Source organism: Rheinheimera soli (assembly GCF_031457405.1).
Classification (GTDB): domain Bacteria; phylum Pseudomonadota; class Gammaproteobacteria; order Enterobacterales; family Alteromonadaceae; genus Pararheinheimera; species Pararheinheimera soli_A.
Genome location: NZ_JAVDWR010000003.1, coordinates 1 through 19,398, shown reverse-complemented (window position 1 = coordinate 19,398; position 19,398 = coordinate 1). Strand labels below are relative to the sequence as shown.

General features: G+C 45.8%; 21 protein-coding genes. 4 read left to right on the top strand and 17 right to left on the bottom strand.

All coding sequences use genetic code 11. From position 1 onward, the window contains the following. Positions 1-61 precede the first annotated feature (61 nt). The 4 genes from J2W69_RS06600 to dusA all read right to left on the bottom strand — a co-directional run bounded on the left by J2W69_RS06600 (position 62) and on the right by dusA (position 2,549). Positions 62-271 (bottom strand): PspC domain-containing protein, encoded by a 210-nt coding sequence (locus tag J2W69_RS06600; RefSeq protein WP_310275818.1) that lies wholly within the window; start codon positions 269-271, stop codon positions 62-64. A gap of 697 nt (positions 272-968) precedes the next feature. Further along, entirely contained in the window at positions 969-1,094 is a 126-nt protein-coding gene (locus J2W69_RS06595) for a hypothetical protein (protein ID WP_272941642.1), read from the bottom strand. A gap of 2 nt (positions 1,095-1,096) precedes the next feature. Further along, positions 1,097-1,363 carry a hypothetical protein gene (locus J2W69_RS06590; RefSeq protein WP_310275816.1) on the bottom strand — a complete coding sequence of 89 codons (267 nt, stop codon included), beginning with the start codon at positions 1,361-1,363 and terminating at the stop codon, positions 1,097-1,099. A gap of 184 nt (positions 1,364-1,547) precedes the next feature. Continuing rightward, the gene (dusA, locus tag J2W69_RS06585) at positions 1,548-2,549 is read right to left on the bottom strand and encodes a tRNA dihydrouridine(20/20a) synthase DusA (RefSeq protein ID WP_310275814.1); all 1,002 of its coding nucleotides are present in this window, start codon (positions 2,547-2,549) and stop codon (positions 1,548-1,550) included. A gap of 235 nt (positions 2,550-2,784) precedes the next feature. Here dusA and J2W69_RS06580 point away from each other — a divergent pair, with 235 nt between their 5' ends. The 3 genes from J2W69_RS06580 to J2W69_RS06570 all read left to right on the top strand — a co-directional run bounded on the left by J2W69_RS06580 (position 2,785) and on the right by J2W69_RS06570 (position 5,049). Continuing rightward, a complete protein-coding gene (locus J2W69_RS06580; protein WP_310275811.1) occupies positions 2,785-3,825 on the top strand; it encodes a linear amide C-N hydrolase in 1,041 nt (346 codons plus the stop codon). Positions 3,826-3,956: 131 nt separating this feature from the next. Next, positions 3,957-4,406: a transcriptional repressor gene (locus J2W69_RS06575; protein ID WP_008899543.1), complete on the top strand. Its 450-nt coding sequence runs from the start codon at positions 3,957-3,959 to the stop codon at positions 4,404-4,406. 178 nt (positions 4,407-4,584) lie between these two features. Beyond that, a complete protein-coding gene (locus J2W69_RS06570; RefSeq protein WP_310275809.1) occupies positions 4,585-5,049 on the top strand; it encodes a chemotaxis protein CheX in 465 nt (154 codons plus the stop codon). A 29-nt stretch (positions 5,050-5,078) separates the two neighbouring features. Here the strand turns inward: J2W69_RS06570 and alr are convergent, their stop codons facing one another. From alr to rpsF, 6 genes are all read right to left on the bottom strand, one after another. After that, the gene (gene alr, locus J2W69_RS06565; RefSeq protein ID WP_310275807.1) at positions 5,079-6,176 is read right to left on the bottom strand and encodes an alanine racemase; all 1,098 of its coding nucleotides are present in this window, start codon (positions 6,174-6,176) and stop codon (positions 5,079-5,081) included. Further along, positions 6,176-7,567 carry a replicative DNA helicase gene (gene dnaB / locus J2W69_RS06560; protein WP_127685147.1) on the bottom strand — a complete coding sequence of 464 codons (1,392 nt, stop codon included), beginning with the start codon at positions 7,565-7,567 and terminating at the stop codon, positions 6,176-6,178. The genes alr and dnaB overlap by 1 nt, the downstream gene beginning before the upstream one ends. 193 nt (positions 7,568-7,760) lie before the next feature. Further along, entirely contained in the window at positions 7,761-8,213 is a 453-nt protein-coding gene (gene rplI, locus J2W69_RS06555; protein WP_310275804.1) for a 50S ribosomal protein L9, read from the bottom strand. 39 nt (positions 8,214-8,252) lie between these two features. Then, positions 8,253-8,480, bottom strand: coding sequence for a 30S ribosomal protein S18 (rpsR, locus tag J2W69_RS06550; protein ID WP_008899548.1), 228 nt, complete (start codon positions 8,478-8,480; stop codon positions 8,253-8,255). Between the two features lie 10 nt (positions 8,481-8,490). Next, entirely contained in the window at positions 8,491-8,796 is a 306-nt protein-coding gene (gene priB, locus J2W69_RS06545) for a primosomal replication protein N (RefSeq protein ID WP_310275800.1), read from the bottom strand. 7 nt (positions 8,797-8,803) lie between these two features. Next, the gene (gene rpsF, locus J2W69_RS06540; protein WP_008899550.1) at positions 8,804-9,181 is read right to left on the bottom strand and encodes a 30S ribosomal protein S6; all 378 of its coding nucleotides are present in this window, start codon (positions 9,179-9,181) and stop codon (positions 8,804-8,806) included. Positions 9,182-9,414: 233 nt separating this feature from the next. Here rpsF and J2W69_RS06535 point away from each other — a divergent pair, with 233 nt between their 5' ends. Continuing rightward, positions 9,415-10,779: a class II fumarate hydratase gene (locus J2W69_RS06535; protein WP_310275797.1), complete on the top strand. Its 1,365-nt coding sequence runs from the start codon at positions 9,415-9,417 to the stop codon at positions 10,777-10,779. 41 nt (positions 10,780-10,820) lie between these two features. Here J2W69_RS06535 and rlmB read toward each other — a convergent pair whose 3' ends face one another. From rlmB to J2W69_RS06500, 7 genes are all read right to left on the bottom strand, one after another. Further along, positions 10,821-11,555: a 23S rRNA (guanosine(2251)-2'-O)-methyltransferase RlmB gene (gene rlmB, locus J2W69_RS06530; RefSeq protein WP_127685143.1), complete on the bottom strand. Its 735-nt coding sequence runs from the start codon at positions 11,553-11,555 to the stop codon at positions 10,821-10,823. A 91-nt stretch (positions 11,556-11,646) separates the two neighbouring features. Next, positions 11,647-14,079, bottom strand: a complete 2,433-nt coding sequence (gene rnr, locus J2W69_RS06525) for a ribonuclease R (RefSeq protein WP_310275794.1) — start codon at positions 14,077-14,079, stop codon at positions 11,647-11,649. 57 nt (positions 14,080-14,136) lie between these two features. Continuing rightward, positions 14,137-14,769, bottom strand: coding sequence for a tetratricopeptide repeat protein (locus J2W69_RS06520; protein WP_310275792.1), 633 nt, complete (start codon positions 14,767-14,769; stop codon positions 14,137-14,139). A 70-nt stretch (positions 14,770-14,839) separates the two neighbouring features. Further along, positions 14,840-16,168 carry a S41 family peptidase gene (locus J2W69_RS06515; RefSeq protein ID WP_310275790.1) on the bottom strand — a complete coding sequence of 443 codons (1,329 nt, stop codon included), beginning with the start codon at positions 16,166-16,168 and terminating at the stop codon, positions 14,840-14,842. Between the two features lie 265 nt (positions 16,169-16,433). Next, on the bottom strand, positions 16,434-17,732 hold the full coding sequence (locus tag J2W69_RS06510; RefSeq protein WP_310275788.1) for an adenylosuccinate synthase: 1,299 nt from the start codon (positions 17,730-17,732) through the stop codon (positions 16,434-16,436). Positions 17,733-17,865: 133 nt separating this feature from the next. Then, positions 17,866-18,054, bottom strand: a complete 189-nt coding sequence (locus J2W69_RS06505) for a DUF2065 domain-containing protein (RefSeq protein WP_127685139.1) — start codon at positions 18,052-18,054, stop codon at positions 17,866-17,868. Further along, on the bottom strand, positions 18,055-19,218 hold the full coding sequence (locus J2W69_RS06500) for an aminotransferase class V-fold PLP-dependent enzyme (protein ID WP_310275785.1): 1,164 nt from the start codon (positions 19,216-19,218) through the stop codon (positions 18,055-18,057). Positions 19,219-19,398 lie beyond the last annotated feature (180 nt).

Below are 19,398 nucleotides of genomic sequence, written 5' to 3'. Positions count from 1 at the left end.
AACAACTTACCATCTCTACAGGCGACCTGCCCACCAGGCCGCCTGTTTTTGCGAACTCATCTTAATACACCCAACGTTCTGGCAGTATTAACGCAGCGGCGATATAAGCAACCACTACAGCAACCGGAAAACACAGCGCCAGCAATACTACAACTGCACGTACTAACCAGATTGGCTGATCATAAAAAGCGGCAAAACCTGCACAAACACCTGAAATTTTACGTTTAGCCTTATTCACAAACCAGGCACTTTTATCTTTTTCTAAGCTCATATGCTTACTCTCCAACCTTGTTATAAACCGCTCTGTCTAACAACCAGAGCAAACCAGCTAAAGCCCAGACCACGACAATATTGATAATAATCAGTGACATGTTCTGCTTCTCCTTAACCTCTGTCTGTTCAGACTTCGTCCACAGCCCAGCTGCCTACAATGCCAAACCATGCTAATACAACCATCAGTGCTGCTATTTCCATTTTGACTCTCCTTACCTTTGTTTATGTTTTTGTGATTTTGCTGATACCCATCAGCGCTTAGTTATTCAGACTTCGTCTGCAGCCCAGCTGCCAACAATACCGAACCAGGCTAATACAACCATCAGTGCTGCTATTTCCATTTTGACTCTCCTCAATTTTCATTAGTGGTTTAATTCATCATCAGTTCATCTGTTGATATCTATACAATGCAGCTGTTATGCCAACTTAAAAATAAAACATAAGCCACTGTTTTAATTAATTATTTTCATGGAAAAACAAAATAAGGTTATAGCTCGAATTTTATTCAAAACACAAAAATAGCGTTTTTAACTATTTTTTAGTTATTTTAAAACAAGGTGATTTCAATCAAGTTCAGGCATGCAGATGCAACCGGCTGGCACTAAAGAGAGATCAGAAAATTAGGGGCGTAAAAGGAGCCAGAGAAACGAGCTTAGCCATGGAAAAGGACTTAAAAAAACAAAACCCGGTACTACTTAAAACCGGGTTGAAGCAGGAATATCGAACGGGGGTAATAACCAATGCCAGATCACAGATACCAGGCCAACACTAACGACGGGCAATAAAAACAGCCCCAACAAGCCTAACGTTAAGCTCAGCATCCTTAGTTCACCTTAGCTGCCGCAACAACTGTTTGTTTATCAGTTTCAGTGCTGGTGACTAAAGTTGCTTCCAGTTCAGCCAGAGCTTTTTTGCTTTGTTCAGCAATGGCCGCTTTTAATTCAGTCATTTGCTGGCTCATCAATTCTGTAGCAAAATTGCTGATCGCTTGTGTATTGATTGAAGGTAAGCTCAGCTCATTGGCATGTGCTGCAGGGGTAACAGCAAAAGCTGCAGAGGTAATCAGGACTAACGTAGCTAGTGTTTTCATGGTCGTGCTCCTTAATGAGTAATGAAGTTCACTATCTCTATTTCAAGGTGCGTGCCATACTGAAAATATTTCTTAAGTCATTGATAATAAATAACTTAATTAAGAATAAACGGATTTTTCAAAACCAAAGAAAAAGACATAAAACAAAAAAGTGGTGAAATTCACCACTTTTTTGTTTTCAAGGTTAAAGCTGTGGCACCTTTTTCAGCGCATCCAACATCACTTGTGGACCACTGGTCGGCAGATGGCCTATTTCACTTAAATGTCGCCGCCATAAACGGGCGCCTGGTACACCCTGAAACAGCCCCAGCATATGGCGTGCTATATGCCAGAATCGGGCACCTTGCGTCATCTGACGTTCAATATAAGGCAACATTAACTCCACCATCTGATGGGGTGTTGGTACAGCTCGTGGATTGTTATAAATAGCAGCATCAATTTGTGCCAGCATCAAAGGATTACTGTAGGCTTCGCGGCCTACCATCACTCCATCCACATGCTGTAAATGGGTTAAACATTCAGCCAGTGTTTTAACACCACCATTGATGGAGATATCTAAATGTGGGAAATCTTTTTTCAGTTGATACACCCGTTCATAATCCAGTGGCGGAATTTCACGGTTTTCTTTTGGGCTTAGTCCACTCAGCCAGGCTTTACGGGCATGCACAATAAACTGGTTACAGCCAGACTCTGCAATAGTGCCGACAAAATCCACCAAAAACTGATAGCTGTCGTGATCATCAATACCAATGCGGCTTTTTACCGTGACAGGAATATCCACTACAGAACGCATTTCATGAATACAGGCGGCTACTAATTCAGGTCTGGCCATCAGGCAAGCGCCAAACATACCGTTTTGTACTCTGTCCGAAGGGCAACCTACATTGATATTAATAGCGTCGTAGCCCTTTTCCTGACAAAGCTTAGCGCTATGCGCCATATCTTTAGGGTCTGAGCCACCCAGCTGAACTACGACCGGATGTTCTTCGTCATTAAAACCAAGATAATCCCCCTGCCCATAAATAATGGCCCCAGTGGTCACCATTTCGGTATAGAGCACCGCATGTTCAGACAATAAACGGTGAAAATAACGACAATGTTTATCCGTCCAATCCAGCATAGGGGCTATGGAGAAACGGTGATCCATGATCACAGGCTTTGAAGGGGAAGTAGTTGAACTAGTCATAAAACGGCTGCCATCTGGTTAATCTGCTGCTTTCTATAGCTCAGAGCCCTGAGTGTAGAAAAATCGCGCGAGTATACACCAGAAGGCAAGACTTTTCAGTGCAATGCTTCTGGCTATACTGATTTTTAGCCTTGCTGCACTATGTGACTAAAATAGAAATGCAGCTACAGTCAGTTGCTGGAGCCTGACAAAATGACAGATTTGTAAGATGAAAAACTAAAACAAAGGAGCTTGTATGCGTAACTTTCTGGTGTTTATCTTTACATTGATTTGTACCCTGAGCCTGATCTCAACAGCAGAAGCCTGTACCAGAGCTGTTTATAAAGGTCCTGAGCAACTGGTGCTCACTGCCCGCTCAATGGATTGGCGTGATGAAATCCCTGTGAATCTTTGGCTATTTCCGCGAGGTATGCAACGTCAGGGAGAAGTTGGCCCTAACTCAGTACGCTGGACCTCGCGATATGGCAGCGTGGTCGCCAGTGCCTTTGACATTTCAAGCACTGATGGTTTGAACGAAAAAGGCCTGGTCGCTAATCTGCTGTGGTTAGTGGAGTCACGGTATGCCGACTATGACGGCAGTCAACCCGGTTTGAGTATTGCTGCCTGGGTACAGTATATGCTGGATAATTTTGCGACAGTGTCTGAAGCTGTAGCGGCCATGCAGAGCGAACCTTTTGTTGTTGTCTCTGCAAATATTCCCGGAACTGACCGTTTAGCCACCTTACACTTATCTTTATCCGACTCTTCAGGTGACAATGCGGTGTTTGAGTATATCAATGGAAAGCTGGTGATCCATCACGATCCGTCTTATACCGTGATGACCAACTCCCCCGTATTTGAAAAACAGCTGGCAATTAACGAATACTGGCGTGAATTAGGTGGCACCACTATGCTACCGGGCACAAACAGAGCAGCAGACCGTTTTGTCAGAGCCTCGTTTTACCTGCAAGCAACACCTCAGACCAGTGATCCCTGGATTGCGGTAGCCAGCCTGTTCAGTGTGATCCGTAATGCTTCAGTGCCCTTTGGCATTTCATCACCCACTGAGCCCAATATTTCATCTACCCGCTGGCGTTCTGTTTCTGATCACAAGGCACTACGTTACTACTTTGAGACTGTATTAACACCGAATACCTTCTGGGTTGACCTGAAACAAGCTGACCTGCAACAGGGGCAACCCGTGCGTAAACTTGCCTTGTCAGAGCATCAAACCTACGCAGGAAATGCGGTTTCACAATTCAGGCCAGCCGAAGCTTTTCAGTTTGCAGGCTTGTAGATGGCAACTGAACCATCACAACTGCAGTAAAACTTAACTTTTGTTTTGTATAAGGAATTACCAATTCAAAGGCTGGAGCAGACAAACTTCTGTGATAAACTGCCGCCATTGCTACCGGAGTAAGCTACCTTATGTCGATTGAATCTTTGGTCACCAGAGCCCGCCATATTTGTGATGTCAATGGCGCCCGCTTTACCAGCATTCGTGAAAAAGTGTTTCGTTTATTAGCGCAAACTCACGGTGGTATTGGTGCCTATGAATTACTGGAACAATTAAAAGCCAGTGAACCAGCAGCTAAACCTGCCACTATTTACCGTGCTTTGGATTTTCTGACCGAACAGGGTTTTATTCATAAAATTGAATCGACCAATGCATTTTTGCTCTGCCACCACTTTGAGCAACATCATCCGGCGCAGTTGCTGATCTGTGATCAATGTGGCCATGTGGAGGAATTACATTCATCCCCATTACAGCAAGAGTTCGTAAAATTAGCCTCAGAAAAAGGCTTTTTAATTCAACGACAAACTGTAGAAGCTCACGGAAGTTGCCAAAGCTGCCTTAAAAAAGCGTCAATCGACTGAATCCGCTTGACGCCTTGCTACCTCAGTGGCTATTTTAGTGACCAGAACCGAATAAAATTGTAAAGATTTTAGAAAAAATCATACCAAAACAATAAGCTAGACTTGTGTTATACGACATAGCCACCTAATCTTGAAGTTGGCAATGCACTCAGGTCCAGACTCCGAACAGGCTAATTAAATGAATGTTGAGTATGTAAATCCGTTTCTCTCTTCGTTAGTCAATGTGTTAGGTACCATGGCCAATACTAAAATTGTGCCAGGGCAGCCACGATTGAAGAAAGACGAGCAGGCTCGCGGCGAAGTATCAGGTTTGATTGGTATGATAGGCCCTACCACAAAAGGGTCGTTTTCAGTCACTTTTGAAGAATCCTTAGCGCTTGAAATCATGTCCAGAATGTTAGGCGAAAAGCCTGACTGCATTAATGCTGATGTGACTGATATGGTGGGTGAAATCACTAATATGGTGACAGGTGGTGCTAAGCGTATTTTAGGTGAAAAAGGCCACGAATTCAGTATGGCGACCCCTGTTGTCGTATCAGGCAAAGGCCACACCATTACTCATAAAACCACTGGTGCTAAAATTTTGATGCCATTTGATTCAGACTTCGGCAAAGTTTTTATTGAAGTCAGCTTCGACGAATAATTTGAGCTGCACCTACAAAAAAGCCGACTTCAGTCGGCTTTTGGCTGTTCAGCATTCATATATCTGAACTCGACCCTGCTGGTGATATTACACAGTAACTCATAAGGAATAGTCTGCGCCTGCTCTGCAATTTCTTCAACTGGCAAATCAGCACCCCATAACAGCACTTCATCACCAATCTGCACATCGGCTTTGCCAATATCCACTGTGGTCATATCCATAGAAACACGACCCACTATAGGATAACGTTTGCCTTTAATCAGCACAGGGCAACCATTGCCGGCCGCTCTTGGATAACCATCGCCATAACCCACAGCCACTATAGCCAGGCGGGTATCAGTTGGCGCAGTCCAGGTACCGCCGTACCCTACTTTGTCGCCTTGCTTTATGTCACGCACTGCAATAACGCTGCTGCTAAAGCTCATCACTGCTTTTAACTGGTGTTGTTCTGCTCTGCCTCGCTCCATCGGCGAAACGCCGTATAAAGCTAAACCAGGGCGGATCCAATGGCCATGGCTTTGTGCCCAGGCAAGAGTACCGGCAGAATTTGCCAGACAATGCTCGCCTGCCAAACCTTCAACCGTTTTCATAAAGAGATCGATTTGCTGTTGGGTGCTATCAACCGTCAGTTCATCGGCGCTGGCAAAATGAGTCATTAGCCGCATAGGCTGAATTACATTAGGACTTTGGCACAACTGCTGATAGGCCTGCAGAAACTCTTGTGGCAATAAACCTAAACGGTGCATACCACTGTCCATTTTCAGCCAGACATGGATTGGGGAATCCAGTTGAGCTGCAACTAAAGCCTCCACCTGACTTGGATGATGCACCACTACCTGTAGGTTACTGGCAACTATCTGAGGCAATTCGTCAGCATGAAAAAAACCTTCCAGCAGCACTATAGGTTTGACTATGCCACCAGCGCGCAACATCAAAGCTTCATCAATACGGGCCACACCAAAAGCACTGGCGTCTTTTAGTTGCTCCGCCACTTTCAATAAACCGTGGCCATAGGCATTGGCTTTTAATACCGCCAGCACTTTGCTGTTTGGAGCAGCGGCACGCACTTGTTGTAAATTATGCAATAAGGCCGCTAAATCAATGCGGGCCTGTGGACGACGACTCATTAATACTCGTCCTCAAAACGGGCAGAACCTGCGTAGTTGTCAAAACGTGAATAGCGGCCATGGAAGGTTAGGCGAATACGACCTATAGGGCCGTTACGTTGTTTACCTATGATAACCTCGGCCGTACCTTTATCCGGGCTGTCATCGTGATAAACCTCATCCCTGTAGATAAACATAATTAAGTCGGCATCCTGTTCAATTGAACCGGATTCCCTTAAGTCAGAGTTCACCGGGCGCTTGTCGGCCCGTTGTTCCAAACTACGGTTAAGCTGAGATAAGGCAACGACCGGCACTTTTAACTCTTTGGCTAAAGCTTTGAGTGAACGTGAAATTTCGGCGATTTCTAAAGTACGGTTTTCCGATAAACCCGGTACTGTCATCAGCTGCAGGTAGTCGACCATGATCATGCTAAGGCCACCATGTTCACGCGCTACACGACGGGCACGGGAACGCACTTCAGTAGGTGTTAATCCTGAGGCGTCATCGATATACATTTTGCCTTTGCTGTTCAGAAGTTCGATGGCAGAGGATAAACGCGCCCAATCTTCATCATCCAGCTGGCCTGTCCGCACCTTGGTTTGATCAATACGGCCTAAAGACGCCAGCATCCTCATCATAATTTGTTCGGACGGCATCTCTAAACTGAAAATAAGCACGGGTTTGTCGCTGGTAATAGCGGCGTGTTCACACAGGTTCATCGCAAAAGTGGTTTTACCCATAGAAGGGCGAGCCGCCACTATGATCAGATCCGACGGCTGCATACCGTTGGTCATTTTATCCAGATCCATATAACCCGTAGAGACCCCAGTTAAACCACCAGCGCTTGGGTTACGGAACAGCTCGTCTATTTTATCTATGGTTTTCGACAAAATACTGTTGATAGGCTCAGGGCCTTCATTGGAGTTAGCCCGCTGTTCGGCAATTTTAAAGACTTTGGTTTCTGCAAAGTCCAGCAGCTCGGCACTGTTGCGGCCTTGTGGGTCGTAACCTGCATCTGCAATGTCGTGCGCAACCGAAATCATATCCCGCACCACTGCGCGCTCTCGCACTATGTCGGCATAGGCCAGAATATTGGCCGCACTCGGCGTGTTTTTGGCAATTTCGCCTAAATACGCAAAACCACCGACGTCGGCTAATTGCTGACTACGCTCTAAGGTTTCAGACACTGTAATTAAGTCGATAGGCTGGTTGGCTTCAGCTACCCGCGACATGGCAGAAAAAATAAAACGGTGTGAACGTAAATAGAAGTCCTGCTCCACCACTTTTTCTGAGACTTTGTCCCAGGCGTCATTGTCCAGCATTAAGCCACCCAAAACGGATTGCTCAGCTTCAATGGAATGTGGCGGCATTTTTACCGCAGCGACTTGTTTATCTCTTTGCTTATTGTCCATAACACCAGAAGTTCTAGAAATTGTGCAACAGGTTTATATAGCTTGAATACAGCACCTGCATGGGAGCGATAGCCTACCATTAAAGCATGTATGAAGGTTTGGAAAAATCAGTAAAGCGGAATTTTTTTAACGTAAAACCAAGGTAAAACAGGGGAAGGATTGGGCACACAAATTTGTGTGCCCAAAAGGCTTATTAAGCCTCAGCAACCACTACTACTTTGATAGTAGTTGTTACTTCTGCGTGTAACTGCAGCGCGATGTCGAATTCGCCAGTTTCACGGATAGTACCGTTAGGTAACTTCACTTCAGCTTTCGTTACTGCAACACCTGCAGCAGTGATAGCATCAGCGATATCACGTGTACCAACTGAACCGAACAATTTGCCTTCGTCACCAGCTTTAGAAGCTAAAGTCACTTCAGCCAGAGCAGCGATCTTCTCAGCGCGAGCTTGAGAAGTTGCTAAAGTATCAGCCAGTTTGGCTTCTAACTCAGCACGACGCTGTTCAAATTTTTCGATGTTAGCTTTGGTCGCTGGAACTGCTTTTCCCTGTGGGAATAAGAAGTTACGAGCATAACCAGATTTAACAGTTACGTTGTCGCCTAAACCACCAAGGTTAGCAACTTTGTCCAACAGAATAATTTCCATTGTAATACCCTCTCTGTATACGGTTTAACCAGTCGCTGCTTAGCTGTGTGAATCGCTGTATGGTAACAAGGCCAGGTAGCGTGCGCGTTTGATAGCGCGTGCTAATTGACGTTGATACTTAGCGCTGGTACCAGTGATACGGCTTGGGACAATTTTGCCACTTTCAGTGACATAATTTTTTAACGTAGCTGTATCTTTGTAATCGATCTCAATCACGCCTTCTGCAGAGAAACGGCAGAATTTACGGCGACGGAAATAACGAGCCATGAAACTTCTCCTAACTTAATATTTCAATCTGTTGGGCATGCAGCACCAGTTTAGACTGACCGCTGCGGCTCTGATGCCGGTTTAAAAAACCTGTCACCCGAACTTTGTTTCCCAGTTTCAAATTGTGAGTTTGTTGCGTCAACCCGGTTCCTGCACAGACTACTTGTAATCTGACATAAACCTGACGGTTAAAACCGGCTTCCTGCTGCACCGATTGGTGCTCAATCACTAAATAACTGTGAGGAATACCGGCCGGACTTTCGCTGTGGTCGACCTGACGGCATAGAGTGCCAGTCACAACCAGGCTATTGTCCATCTGCAAATTACTCGTCGTTTGCTACCAGCTCATCTGAATCACGAGGAGCACGGTCACGACGTTCGTCACGTACCTTGGCCATTGGTGATGGCTCAGTCACGGCAGTGTTAGTGCGCATGATCAGGTTACGCAATACAGCGTCGTTGAAGCGGAAGTTAGTTTCCAGCTCGTCAATTACTGCCTGTGGCGCTTCTACGTTCATCAGAACATAGTGAGCTTTGTGCAGCTTTTCGATTGGATAAGCTAATTGACGACGGCCCCAGTCTTCTAAGCGGTGAATTGAACCACCAGCTTCTTTGATCGCGCCAGTGTAACGCTCGATCATTCCTGGAACTTGTTCACTTTGATCTGGGTGAACCATAAACACGATTTCGTAATGACGCATTGTAGCTCCTTACGGTTAGTTAGCCTCGGGTGAGCTCGACCAGACTCGCATAGAGGCAAGGAACGTTCTGGATGGTCGAAGGGGCGGTATTCTAGGGGTTTCTTGCTGTTAAAACAAGCTACGGAGCAGATTTTTATTAGTGCTGGCCTTAGTCTGGTTGCACTTTGTTGCTATTTAAGCAAAAAGCCCCCATAACCTTTGCAACTGAGCAAAAAACAAACAGGAATAAAGTCATGGCTTTCAGAACTGAACGCGACAGTATGGGCGAAGTAAAACTACCGGCAGAAGCTTTGTATCAGGCGCAAACTCAACGTGCTTTGGATAACTTTCAAATCAGCACTTTGACTATGCCTCCGGCTTTTATTAAAGCAGTGCTCAGAGTGAAACAAGCTGCAGCTGAAGCCAATCTTGAGCTGAACTTACTGCAGCCTGATGTTGCTTCGGCCATTAGTTCTGCTGCAGAGCAACAACTGCTTGAACTGGATATGGCGCACTACCCTATCGACTTGTTTCAGACCGGCTCTGGCACCAGCACCAATATGAACGTCAATGAAGTGCTGGCGACTTTAGCCAGCAAAAGTTCAGGCCTTAACATCAGCCCTAACGATCACATTAATCTGGGTCAAAGCAGTAATGATGTGATCCCAACAGCTATTCATTTAAGTGCAGCCCTCGCTAATCACCAGTTGATTGAAACACTCACCAGGCTGGAAGGGGTGATAGCCACTAAAGTTGTGGAAGTTGGTCATATAGTAAAAACAGGCCGCACTCATTTAATGGATGCGATGCCTGTGACTTTTGCTCAGGTGTTATCCGGCTGGCAGGCGCAAATTGCTCATGCACGGCAGCAACTGGAGTTTGTACAGCTACAGGTATTGGCCTTGGCTCAGGGCGGCACAGCAGTGGGTACAGGTATTAATGCTCATCCGGATTTCGCGACCTTGTTTTGTCAGAAGTTAAGCCAGCAGACAGGTTTAACATTCAAACCCAGCTCTAATTTCTTTTTAAGTTTAGGCAGCCAGGATTCTATTGTGGCTTTATCAGGTGCGACCAAAGTACTGGCTGTGGCGTTAATGAAAATAGCCAATGACTTGCGTTGGATGAACTCTGGCCCGCTGGCAGGTTTAGGCGAAATTGCTTTGCCTGCTTTGCAGCCTGGTTCTTCCATTATGCCGGGTAAGGTCAATCCAGTGATCCCTGAGGCTGTGGCCATGGTGTCCGCTCAAGTGATAGGCAACGACAGCACTATTACAGTGGCTGGCCAGTCTGGCAACTTTGAGCTGAATGTGATGTTGCCCGTGATAGCCCATAACATCTTGCAAAGCCTGGAGCTGTTAAGTTCGGCAAGCTCTGCTTTAGGTGAAAAAGCCATAGCAGCTTTTACAGTGCAAACAGACAAGATAAACGAGGCGTTATCGCGTAACCCTATTCTGGTCACAGCACTCAATCCATTGATTGGCTATTTAAAAGCCGCAGAAATTGCTAAACAGGCTTATAAAGAAAAGCGGCCTGTCATTGATGTGGCAGTGGAGCAAACCAGTTACAGCAGAGCAGAGTTAGAAAAGTTATTGGATCCAGCCCTGCTTAGTAAGGGCTAGAAGGCTTGGGGTCTGGCCACAAGGCTGACCCCATAACCGGATTACTGGCGCTGACGCACAGCTTCAAATAAGCAGATACCAGTCGCTACCGATACGTTTAAGCTCGATACAGAACCAAACATTGGGATCTTCATCAGCGAATCACATAACTCGCGGGTCAGACGACGTAAACCATCCCCTTCAGCGCCTAAAGCTATTGCCAGAGGACCATTCAGCTTCGTTTGATAAATAGTGGTATCAGTTTCACCTGCAGCACCCACCACCCAAATACCAGCGTCTTTTAACTCGCGAATAGTGCGGGCTAAGTTCGTCACCGTAATAAAAGGCACCACTTCTGCAGCACCACAAGCGACTTTACGCACCACTGGCGTGACTTTGACTGAGCGGTCTTTTGCTGCAACCACTGCATGCACACCGGCAGCGTCGGCACTACGTAAAATAGCACCTAAGTTATGCGGGTCGGTAATGCCATCTAAAATCAGAATAAAAGGACTGGATTGCTCGGCGATAATACGGGCTAAATCCTGCTCATTGCCTGATTGCTGAGCGCGGGCTCTTGCCACCACGCCCTGATGCTGCGCGCCATTGACCTTTTCATCCAAAGCTCTGCGGTTGCAGTACTGCACCGACACGCCAAAATCACGGGCGAATTTCAGCAACGGCTGTAAACGCTGATCGTCTTTGTCTTTTAAGATAAAAAGTTCAAGAACATCTTCCGGCGCACGTTCAAATAACGCACTTACCGCATGAATACCAAATACAAAATCTGCGCTCATCGCAACCTCTTTAAAAATGACCGAGCCCGGCAACACCGGGCTCAGTTTAACTGTCGGCTAGTGTAGCAAAAACACCAGCCTATTGCTTTTGCTACTTACGTTTACGCGGTGCTTTGCCAGGACGTGGACCAGCAGGGCTTTTAGCTGCAGGACCTTTTGTTACCGAGCTTTTGGCCGCTGGCTTGCTACCCGCTGGCTTTTTCGCTGCAGGCTTTTTCCCTGCTTTGCCTGGAGCAGTTTGCTCAACGCCGGCTTTACGAGCACCTTTTTTGCGCATAGACGCCTTTTCTTCCGCAGGTGTCATGGCCGCTTTTTTACTGGCGCTGACTTTGCGATTCGAGGTTGTGCGTTTTTCCATGCCCACTATGCCTAAATCAATTTTGCGAGCTTCCAGATTTACCGCCAGCACTTTGACTTCAATCAGATCGCCCATACGGTATTGCACATTGCTATGCTCACCTTTGAGCACCTGACGTTCGGTATCAAAGTGGTAATAGTCGTTTTGCAACGAGGTGACATGTACCAAACCTTCGATATACAAGTCGCTAATTCGGACAAACAAACCAAAGTTAGTGACGGTAGACACCACACCTTTGAAGCTGTCGCCAATGTGATCCTGCATATACTCACATTTCAGCCAGTCTGCTACTTCACGGGTTGCATCGTCAGCACGGCGCTCTGTCATCGAACATTGTTCACCCAAAGGATGAATTTGTTTTTCAGTGTAGCCTTTAGGCCCTGTCACTTTCTGGCCCTGAGTTTGCAAAATAGCTTTAATAGCACGGTGCAATACCAGATCCGGATAACGACGAATAGGTGAAGTAAAGTGTGCATAAGCTTCTAACGCCAGACCGAAGTGGCCCAGATTGTCGCCCTGATACACAGCCTGCTTCATTGAGCGCAGCATAGTGGTTTCAATCAGCTCTTTATCCGGTCTGTCCTGCAGTTTTTGCAAAGTCAGCATCAGATCCAGAGGTGTTGGCTCCACCGGCAGATTGGCTTCAATACCTAATTCAGCAAGGAAACGTCTGAAGTTGGCAAAACGATCCGCATCCGGGCGTTCATGCACACGGAACAAGGCAAAAGCTTCATGTTTTTCAATCAGCTTAGCGGCCGACACGTTGGCTAAAATCATACATTCTTCAATGATCTTATGCGCTTCGTTCCGGTGAATTGGCACTATCTGTTCAATTTTACGATGGCTGTTAAAGATAAAACGGGTTTCGACCGTTTCAAATTCAATAGCCCCCCGTTCGGCCCGTACTTTCGCCATTTGTTTGTACAGCGAAAACAGGTTATCGATATTGGTTAAATTGGCTTCATATTGCTGACGTAACTTAGGATCGCCTTCTAAAATGGCGTGTACTTTGTTATAGGTCAGACGCGCACTGGAATGCATCACAGCTTCATAAAACTGATAGCCATCCAGTTTGCCTTGTTTGCTGATATGCATTTCAGCCACAAAACAAAGCCGGTCTGTATGCGGATTCAGTGAACATAAACCGTTGGATAACACTTCAGGCAGCATAGGTACTACGTGATCCGGGAAATACACCGAGTTACCACGTTCCAGCGCTTCTTTATCTAAAGGCGTATCAGGCATTACATAAGCACTAACGTCCGCTATAGCGACCCATAAATGCCAGCCGCCATCGGCTTTGCGCTCACAGTACACTGCATCATCAAAGTCACGGGCATCTTCACCATCTATGGTGATTAAACCCAATTGGGTCAAATCAACACGGCCAGCTTTGGCTTCTACTGGTACTTCAGTGCCATAACCCGCCACTTGCTGTTCAACAGCTTTAGAAAACTCGTGGGGGATCTGATGGTTACGAATAGCAATTTCGATTTCCATACCAGGCGCCATATGTTCACCCAGCACTTCAATGACTTTACCTACTGCATTCACTCTTTTGCTTGGGCGCTGGCTGATTTCAACCAACACCACCTGACCATGACGCGCTGCGCCTTCTTCACCTGGTGGTATCACTATGTCCTGGCTCAGACGTGGATCGTCCGGTACCACAACACCTAATGCAAAATCTTTAAAGTAACGGCCTACTATAGGTTCATTACGGGCTTCTAAAATGCGGACTATACGGGCTTCTACTTTGTCGCGGCTGGCAAAATCGCTTTTCGATGCCAACACCACGTCGCCATGCAGCAGACGTTTCATTTCAAAGTTAGGAATAAACCAGTCTGGGCCACCTTGTTCCAGCTTTAAGAAGCCAAAACCATCACGGTGACCTAATACAGTACCTTTCACCAAATCCAGATCGTCGACCAAGCCATATCGTTTGCTTTTGTTAAACAGCAACTGGCCGTCACGTTCCATGGCGCGCAGACGTTTTTTCAGCGCAAACATCGCTTCATCGTCTGTCAGCTTTAATTCAGCGGCCAACTCTTCAAAGTAGGCAGGTTGTTGCCGCTGCTTTAAGTGTTCGAGGATAAATTCCCGACTAGGGATGGGGTTTTCATATTTTTCTTGCTCACGCGCAAGATGCGGATCTTTGACCGTCATGTTTTCTCTTTTTCACTAATTCAGCCTGCAGTGTAGCAGTCGCAGGTGAATTTTTCACTACAATGGCCTTTTGGCCCTCGTTAGCGCAGCACCCGGCATTTTTTTTGCCAACTGAGCTAACAGCTGTTGCACCTCTTGGTGCGTTTTGGTGTCGGCGATCACAGAGTGATGCAGCCAACGGTAACAATCTTCCATATCCAAAGGACTGGCATCGCCTTTGATCAGCATTTGGGCAAAACGCATTTGCGCTTTTAAGTTGCCTAAACCTGCGGCTTCACGCAGATATAACACAGCTTTGCTGTTGTCTTGCTGAACAAAACGGCCAATGTGGTAATAACGCCCCACTTGCTCCAGAGCTTCAGGTAAACCCTGAGATGCAGCCTGTTGCATTAAATCCCAGCCTCTCTCCACGTCTTTTTTAACACAAACACCAAAGGCCAGCATATCACCATATAAAAATTGATAGGCTGGCACTTTCATCACATCTGCTCTGGCCTGAATATCATTCACCAACTGGCAGTCGTCTTTTTGCACCCGCTGTAAGTGACTATTTTGTTTGATTAAGTCCAGTAATTCATCCTGAGTATAAAGCTGCACTACTGTTACTTCCTGGGCTTTGGAGCCAACAGAGCAAAGAAGCAGCGCAGCTCCTGTCAGAACTAATTTTCTTTTCCAGATCAATGAAACCACTTTATCACCTTGTCAGTCGGATACTGCTAAATAACTTTTTAAAACTGTAGCAACTAACAGGCCAACTTATCTAATAGTTTGTGCCAACTTTACCATGCTTCCACAAAGGCGATTGACTCAGCTTGTTGTGCTGTTTGCCTTGTGCTGTCAGGTTCGCACTACACTCATTACTCTGAATATACTGCATAGCCTCCGCCAGTAAAGGATCAGTTAAAGCCCCCCAATTGCCGTTTACAAAGTCTGTAACTTCACATTCAACAGCTAAGCCATCCAAAAAATCGCCCTGGCCTAACGCATTAAATGTCTGAAAATTCACAGCTGTCACTACTTTGTCGCAAATTTGTACAAAGTGCATACCATAAGGTTTACCACAGGTTTTTGCACCGATGCTCACCACATCAACAAAAGGACTCAAAGCATTGATCAACATCTCACTGGCAGAACAAGTAGCAGCTGAGGTCAGAATAAAAACCCGGGTTAAATTCAGAGGATCAGAAGCAGAGCCAAGGCTAAAATCAAAAGTTTTGTTGCTGCCTGAATTCTTGCTGTTGTACTTATACTGTAAAAAGGTTTTGTTTTTCACCTGATTCCAGGCCAGCTGCGACGCTAACTGATTTGCCAGTTGGATCAAACCACCGCCGTTGTATCTTAAATCCAGTACCAGTTCCTGCACCGATTGAGCAGAAAAATCTCTGAACGCAGTGATTAACTCCTGCTCTGTAGGTTGGACAAATTCTTTGAGTACTAAATACCCGACTTTACCCTTTTCGCTGTCAAACACCTGCCGATGTAATACAGAATTGGTTTTTACACTGGTTTTGACAAGCTGCTGAGTACGTAAACTACCATCTTGTTGTTGCCATTGATAAGTACGGGCTATACCTGCCTCATTTGGACCATGCATATCCTCATAGCTTGCTTGTCCTGCTTCGATTTCAGCAAGCCAGTCTGCAACGCTCTTATTGTCTATCGCAACAATTTTATCGCCTCTTTGCAGCAAAGCCTGATCTGAAGGGCTATTGTCATATACATATCTAACCAGCAGGCTTTGTCTGTCCTGGCTGGTTTCAGAAGACATACCAAAACCAAAATAAGTGGCGTTCACATACCGATCGTCATATTCCTGTTTGGTTGTAATAAAGCTAAAACGATCCTGTGGAGCGACAACAGCGGCAAGTAACGCAGAGGATGTGGCAAACTCCTTATAATCAACACTCGCTGGCAGTTGAGTATTCCAGTAATATTTATCTTGCAGATAATCAAACAGCAGCTGATTTTCTTTTTCTATGCTGCACTGCCCAGTCTCACCACCAATCACTGTAAGTTCATCTGAACCAGATTCAGTACAACCAATTAATACAAACGATAAAGCTAAATACGCCAGGTTAGTAAATTTCATGTGTTTATGTCCCTATTTATCCAGAGAAAACAGTAACATAAACAACACCAATGACAACACTTTTGTAACAGAGAAAAACCAACTACAGCGTTTTCAGCGAAAGCTTTAGCTGGCCCGAAGGGTAAGCCCCATGGATTGGTAAGGCGCATAAAAAATCGTCTGGAACGATTTTTAACAGCTTTAGCTGGCCCGAAGGGTAAGCCCCATGGATGGCGGCGCATAAAAAAACGCTGCACCTGGCAGCGTTTTTCTCTATTCACCCTAATTAAACGGCAAATGGATGACGCAGAGTGATGGTCTGAATTCGATCCGGGCCTGTTGAAATAATATCAATAGGTACGCCTGTGATCTCTTCCAGACGGCTGATGTAGTTGCGAGCCTGCACTGGTAACTCTTCCAGCTTCTGTACACCAAAAGTGCTTTGGGTCCAGCCCGGCATTTCTTCAAATACCGGAGTGACGATTTCATAACCTTCAGCAGCCATTGGAGGCACGTCAGTGATAGAACCGTCAGCCGCTTTATAGCCAATACAAATTTTGACGACACTTAAGCCATCTAAAACGTCGAGTTTGGTTAAACAGAATCCAGAGATACTGTTTAATTGCACAGCACGTTTTACCGCAACAGCATCAAACCAACCACAACGGCGCTTACGGCCAGTAGTAGCGCCAAATTCATGACCTTTAACACCCAAGTGTTCACCGACTTCACAATCCAGTTCTGTTGGGAATGGGCCTGAACCAACACGGGTGGTATAAGCTTTCACAATACCTAATACATAGTCTAAGTAACGTGGGCCAAAACCAGCACCAGTAGCTACACCACCAGCAGTTGTATTAGACGAAGTCACATATGGGTAAGTACCGTGGTCAATATCTAATAAAGTACCCTGGGCACCTTCAAACATGATTTCTTTACCGGCTTTACGGGCTTTATCCAGTAAATCGGTGACGTCTACGACCATAGGCTTTAACACATCAGCTATAGCTAAAGCGTTGTCTAAGGTGGTTTGGAAGTCGATCGCATCCACTTTGTAGTACTGAGTTAAAGTGAAGTTGTGTAAATCCATCAGAACTCTCAGCTTTTCAGCAAACAATTCAGGATTAAACAAGTCACCTACACGCAGACCACGACGCGCTACTTTGTCTTCATAGGCTGGACCAATGCCACGACCTGTAGTACCAATTGGCTTATCGCCACGTGCTACTTCGCGCGCTTTATCCAAAGCCACATGGAAAGGCAGGATTAACGGACAAGCTTCGCTCAACAACAGACGCTCTTTCACCGGAACACCTTTCTGTTCCAGCATGGCCATCTCTTTTAATAAAGCTTCAGGGGATAAAACCACACCGTTACCAATCACACATTTTACGTTTGCACGTAAAACACCTGATGGGATCAAATGCAGTACCGTTTTTTCACCGTCTATTACTAACGTATGACCGGCATTATGGCCGCCTTGATAGCGCACCACATAGCTTGCCTTGTCAGTTAACAAGTCAACGATTTTTCCTTTTCCTTCGTCACCCCATTGGGTTCCGAGTACGACAACGTTTTTGGCCATGGTTCCTACATCATGGAGAAAAATTAGGCGGGGATTCTACCAAATTAACAACCAAAGTTCAGCGCGATTAAGAAAAAAAAACCAGATATTTTCTTTCTGGTTCTTTTTCAACAACTAAAGGGGCAAAAAATGCTTATGGCGCAAAGAAAATCAGCAGTAAAACTCCGGCGATCACCAAAAACCCACCCAGCTGTTGCATCTGTATTGTAGGTTGATCTGCAATTTTCCGCAGGTATGCACGCCATCTGTTCGGAAAAAACATAGGACCCAGACCTTCAATGATCAACACCAGCCCTAAAGCGGCCCACCAGTAATCGGCCATTTAGCCAATATCCTTCAGGCAACTTAAGTTGTAATCTGCTGCATTGTGATACAAAGCAAATCCAAATCTTAGTCTGTCCCCCCGGTAATCCGTCATAATGCCCTGCTGCTTTAATGCTGAAGCAATACGGGCGACATCTTCTGCGGCAAAACGGAAGGTTAAAAACTGGCCTTGGTGCTGATTTTGTTTATCCAGCAAATGCTGGCGATTCAGCAGTGGATGTTGCATCTCATCCAACAGAAGAAGAAAAGCCTGCTGCAGACTGTGAATATAAGCCTGTGCCTTTTCTACTGTAATCTCTTGCTGGTGATACAAATCAAACACTGCCAAGACACGGTACAAAGCAGAACAATCCATGGTGGCACCGGCGAAGCGATAACCGTTGTTAGCGTATTGCACCTGGCCTTGTTTGGCATTGGCCAGCTCACCAAATTCAGCAAACCAGCCAGTGTAGATGGGTCTGTGTTCACTGCTTTGTGGCACGGCCATAAAACAGCAGCCCTCCCCACCCTGAGCATACTTGTAACTGCCGGCCAGATAAAAAATGCGCTGGGCAATAGCAGTTAAATCGGTTGGCACCGCCATAAAACCATGATAACCATCAACTACTATCATAGCGTCTGTGACTTTATTCAGTGCCTGCACCAAAGCGGTTAAATCTTTGATGCCCACACCTGAATTAAAAAACACCTGACTGAAAAATACTAAATCTGTGTGCTGTGCAGCCACTGCAGCTTCTAATCGCTCTGGCAAAGTAGCAAAAGGTTCTGTGGGTACCCGAATCACATTAACTGTATTTAATTCAGATAAACGATTGATTTGACGATGAAAGCTGTGAAACTCGCTGTCCGTGGTGACCACGGTTAGAGGGGTGGACCAGTCAAAGCAGCTTAATAAACGCATGACAAATTCATGGGTATTAGGCGCAAACACAATTTGCTCTGGCTCAGGCAGCTTTAAAATACGGGCTATATGCCGCTGTACTGCAGGTACTTTTTCACCAAACACCAGCTCCCATTTGTCGTCCACTAAACAAGCACTGTCATCCCAATAAGCCAAAGTGGCACCTCGGGTGACATCAGGCCAATAGTGGTGCGAATGGCAGGCAAAATGTTGTTTACCAGGATTGGCTTTTAAAAAGTGCTGATAAAACTGCTGATACATAAAGAGATCCTTACATAAGATGCAGCCAGAGTAACCGAAAGCCCTAAATCGTCGCAACAACCTTCCCGACAGTTGCGACGCACCGTGTAGTGGTCAAGTATTTCCGGACACTAACTTAGGTTGTTCTGCTATCACTGGCGGTAACCCAGCATTAAAGCTGTGTGGCCGCCTGTGGTTGTA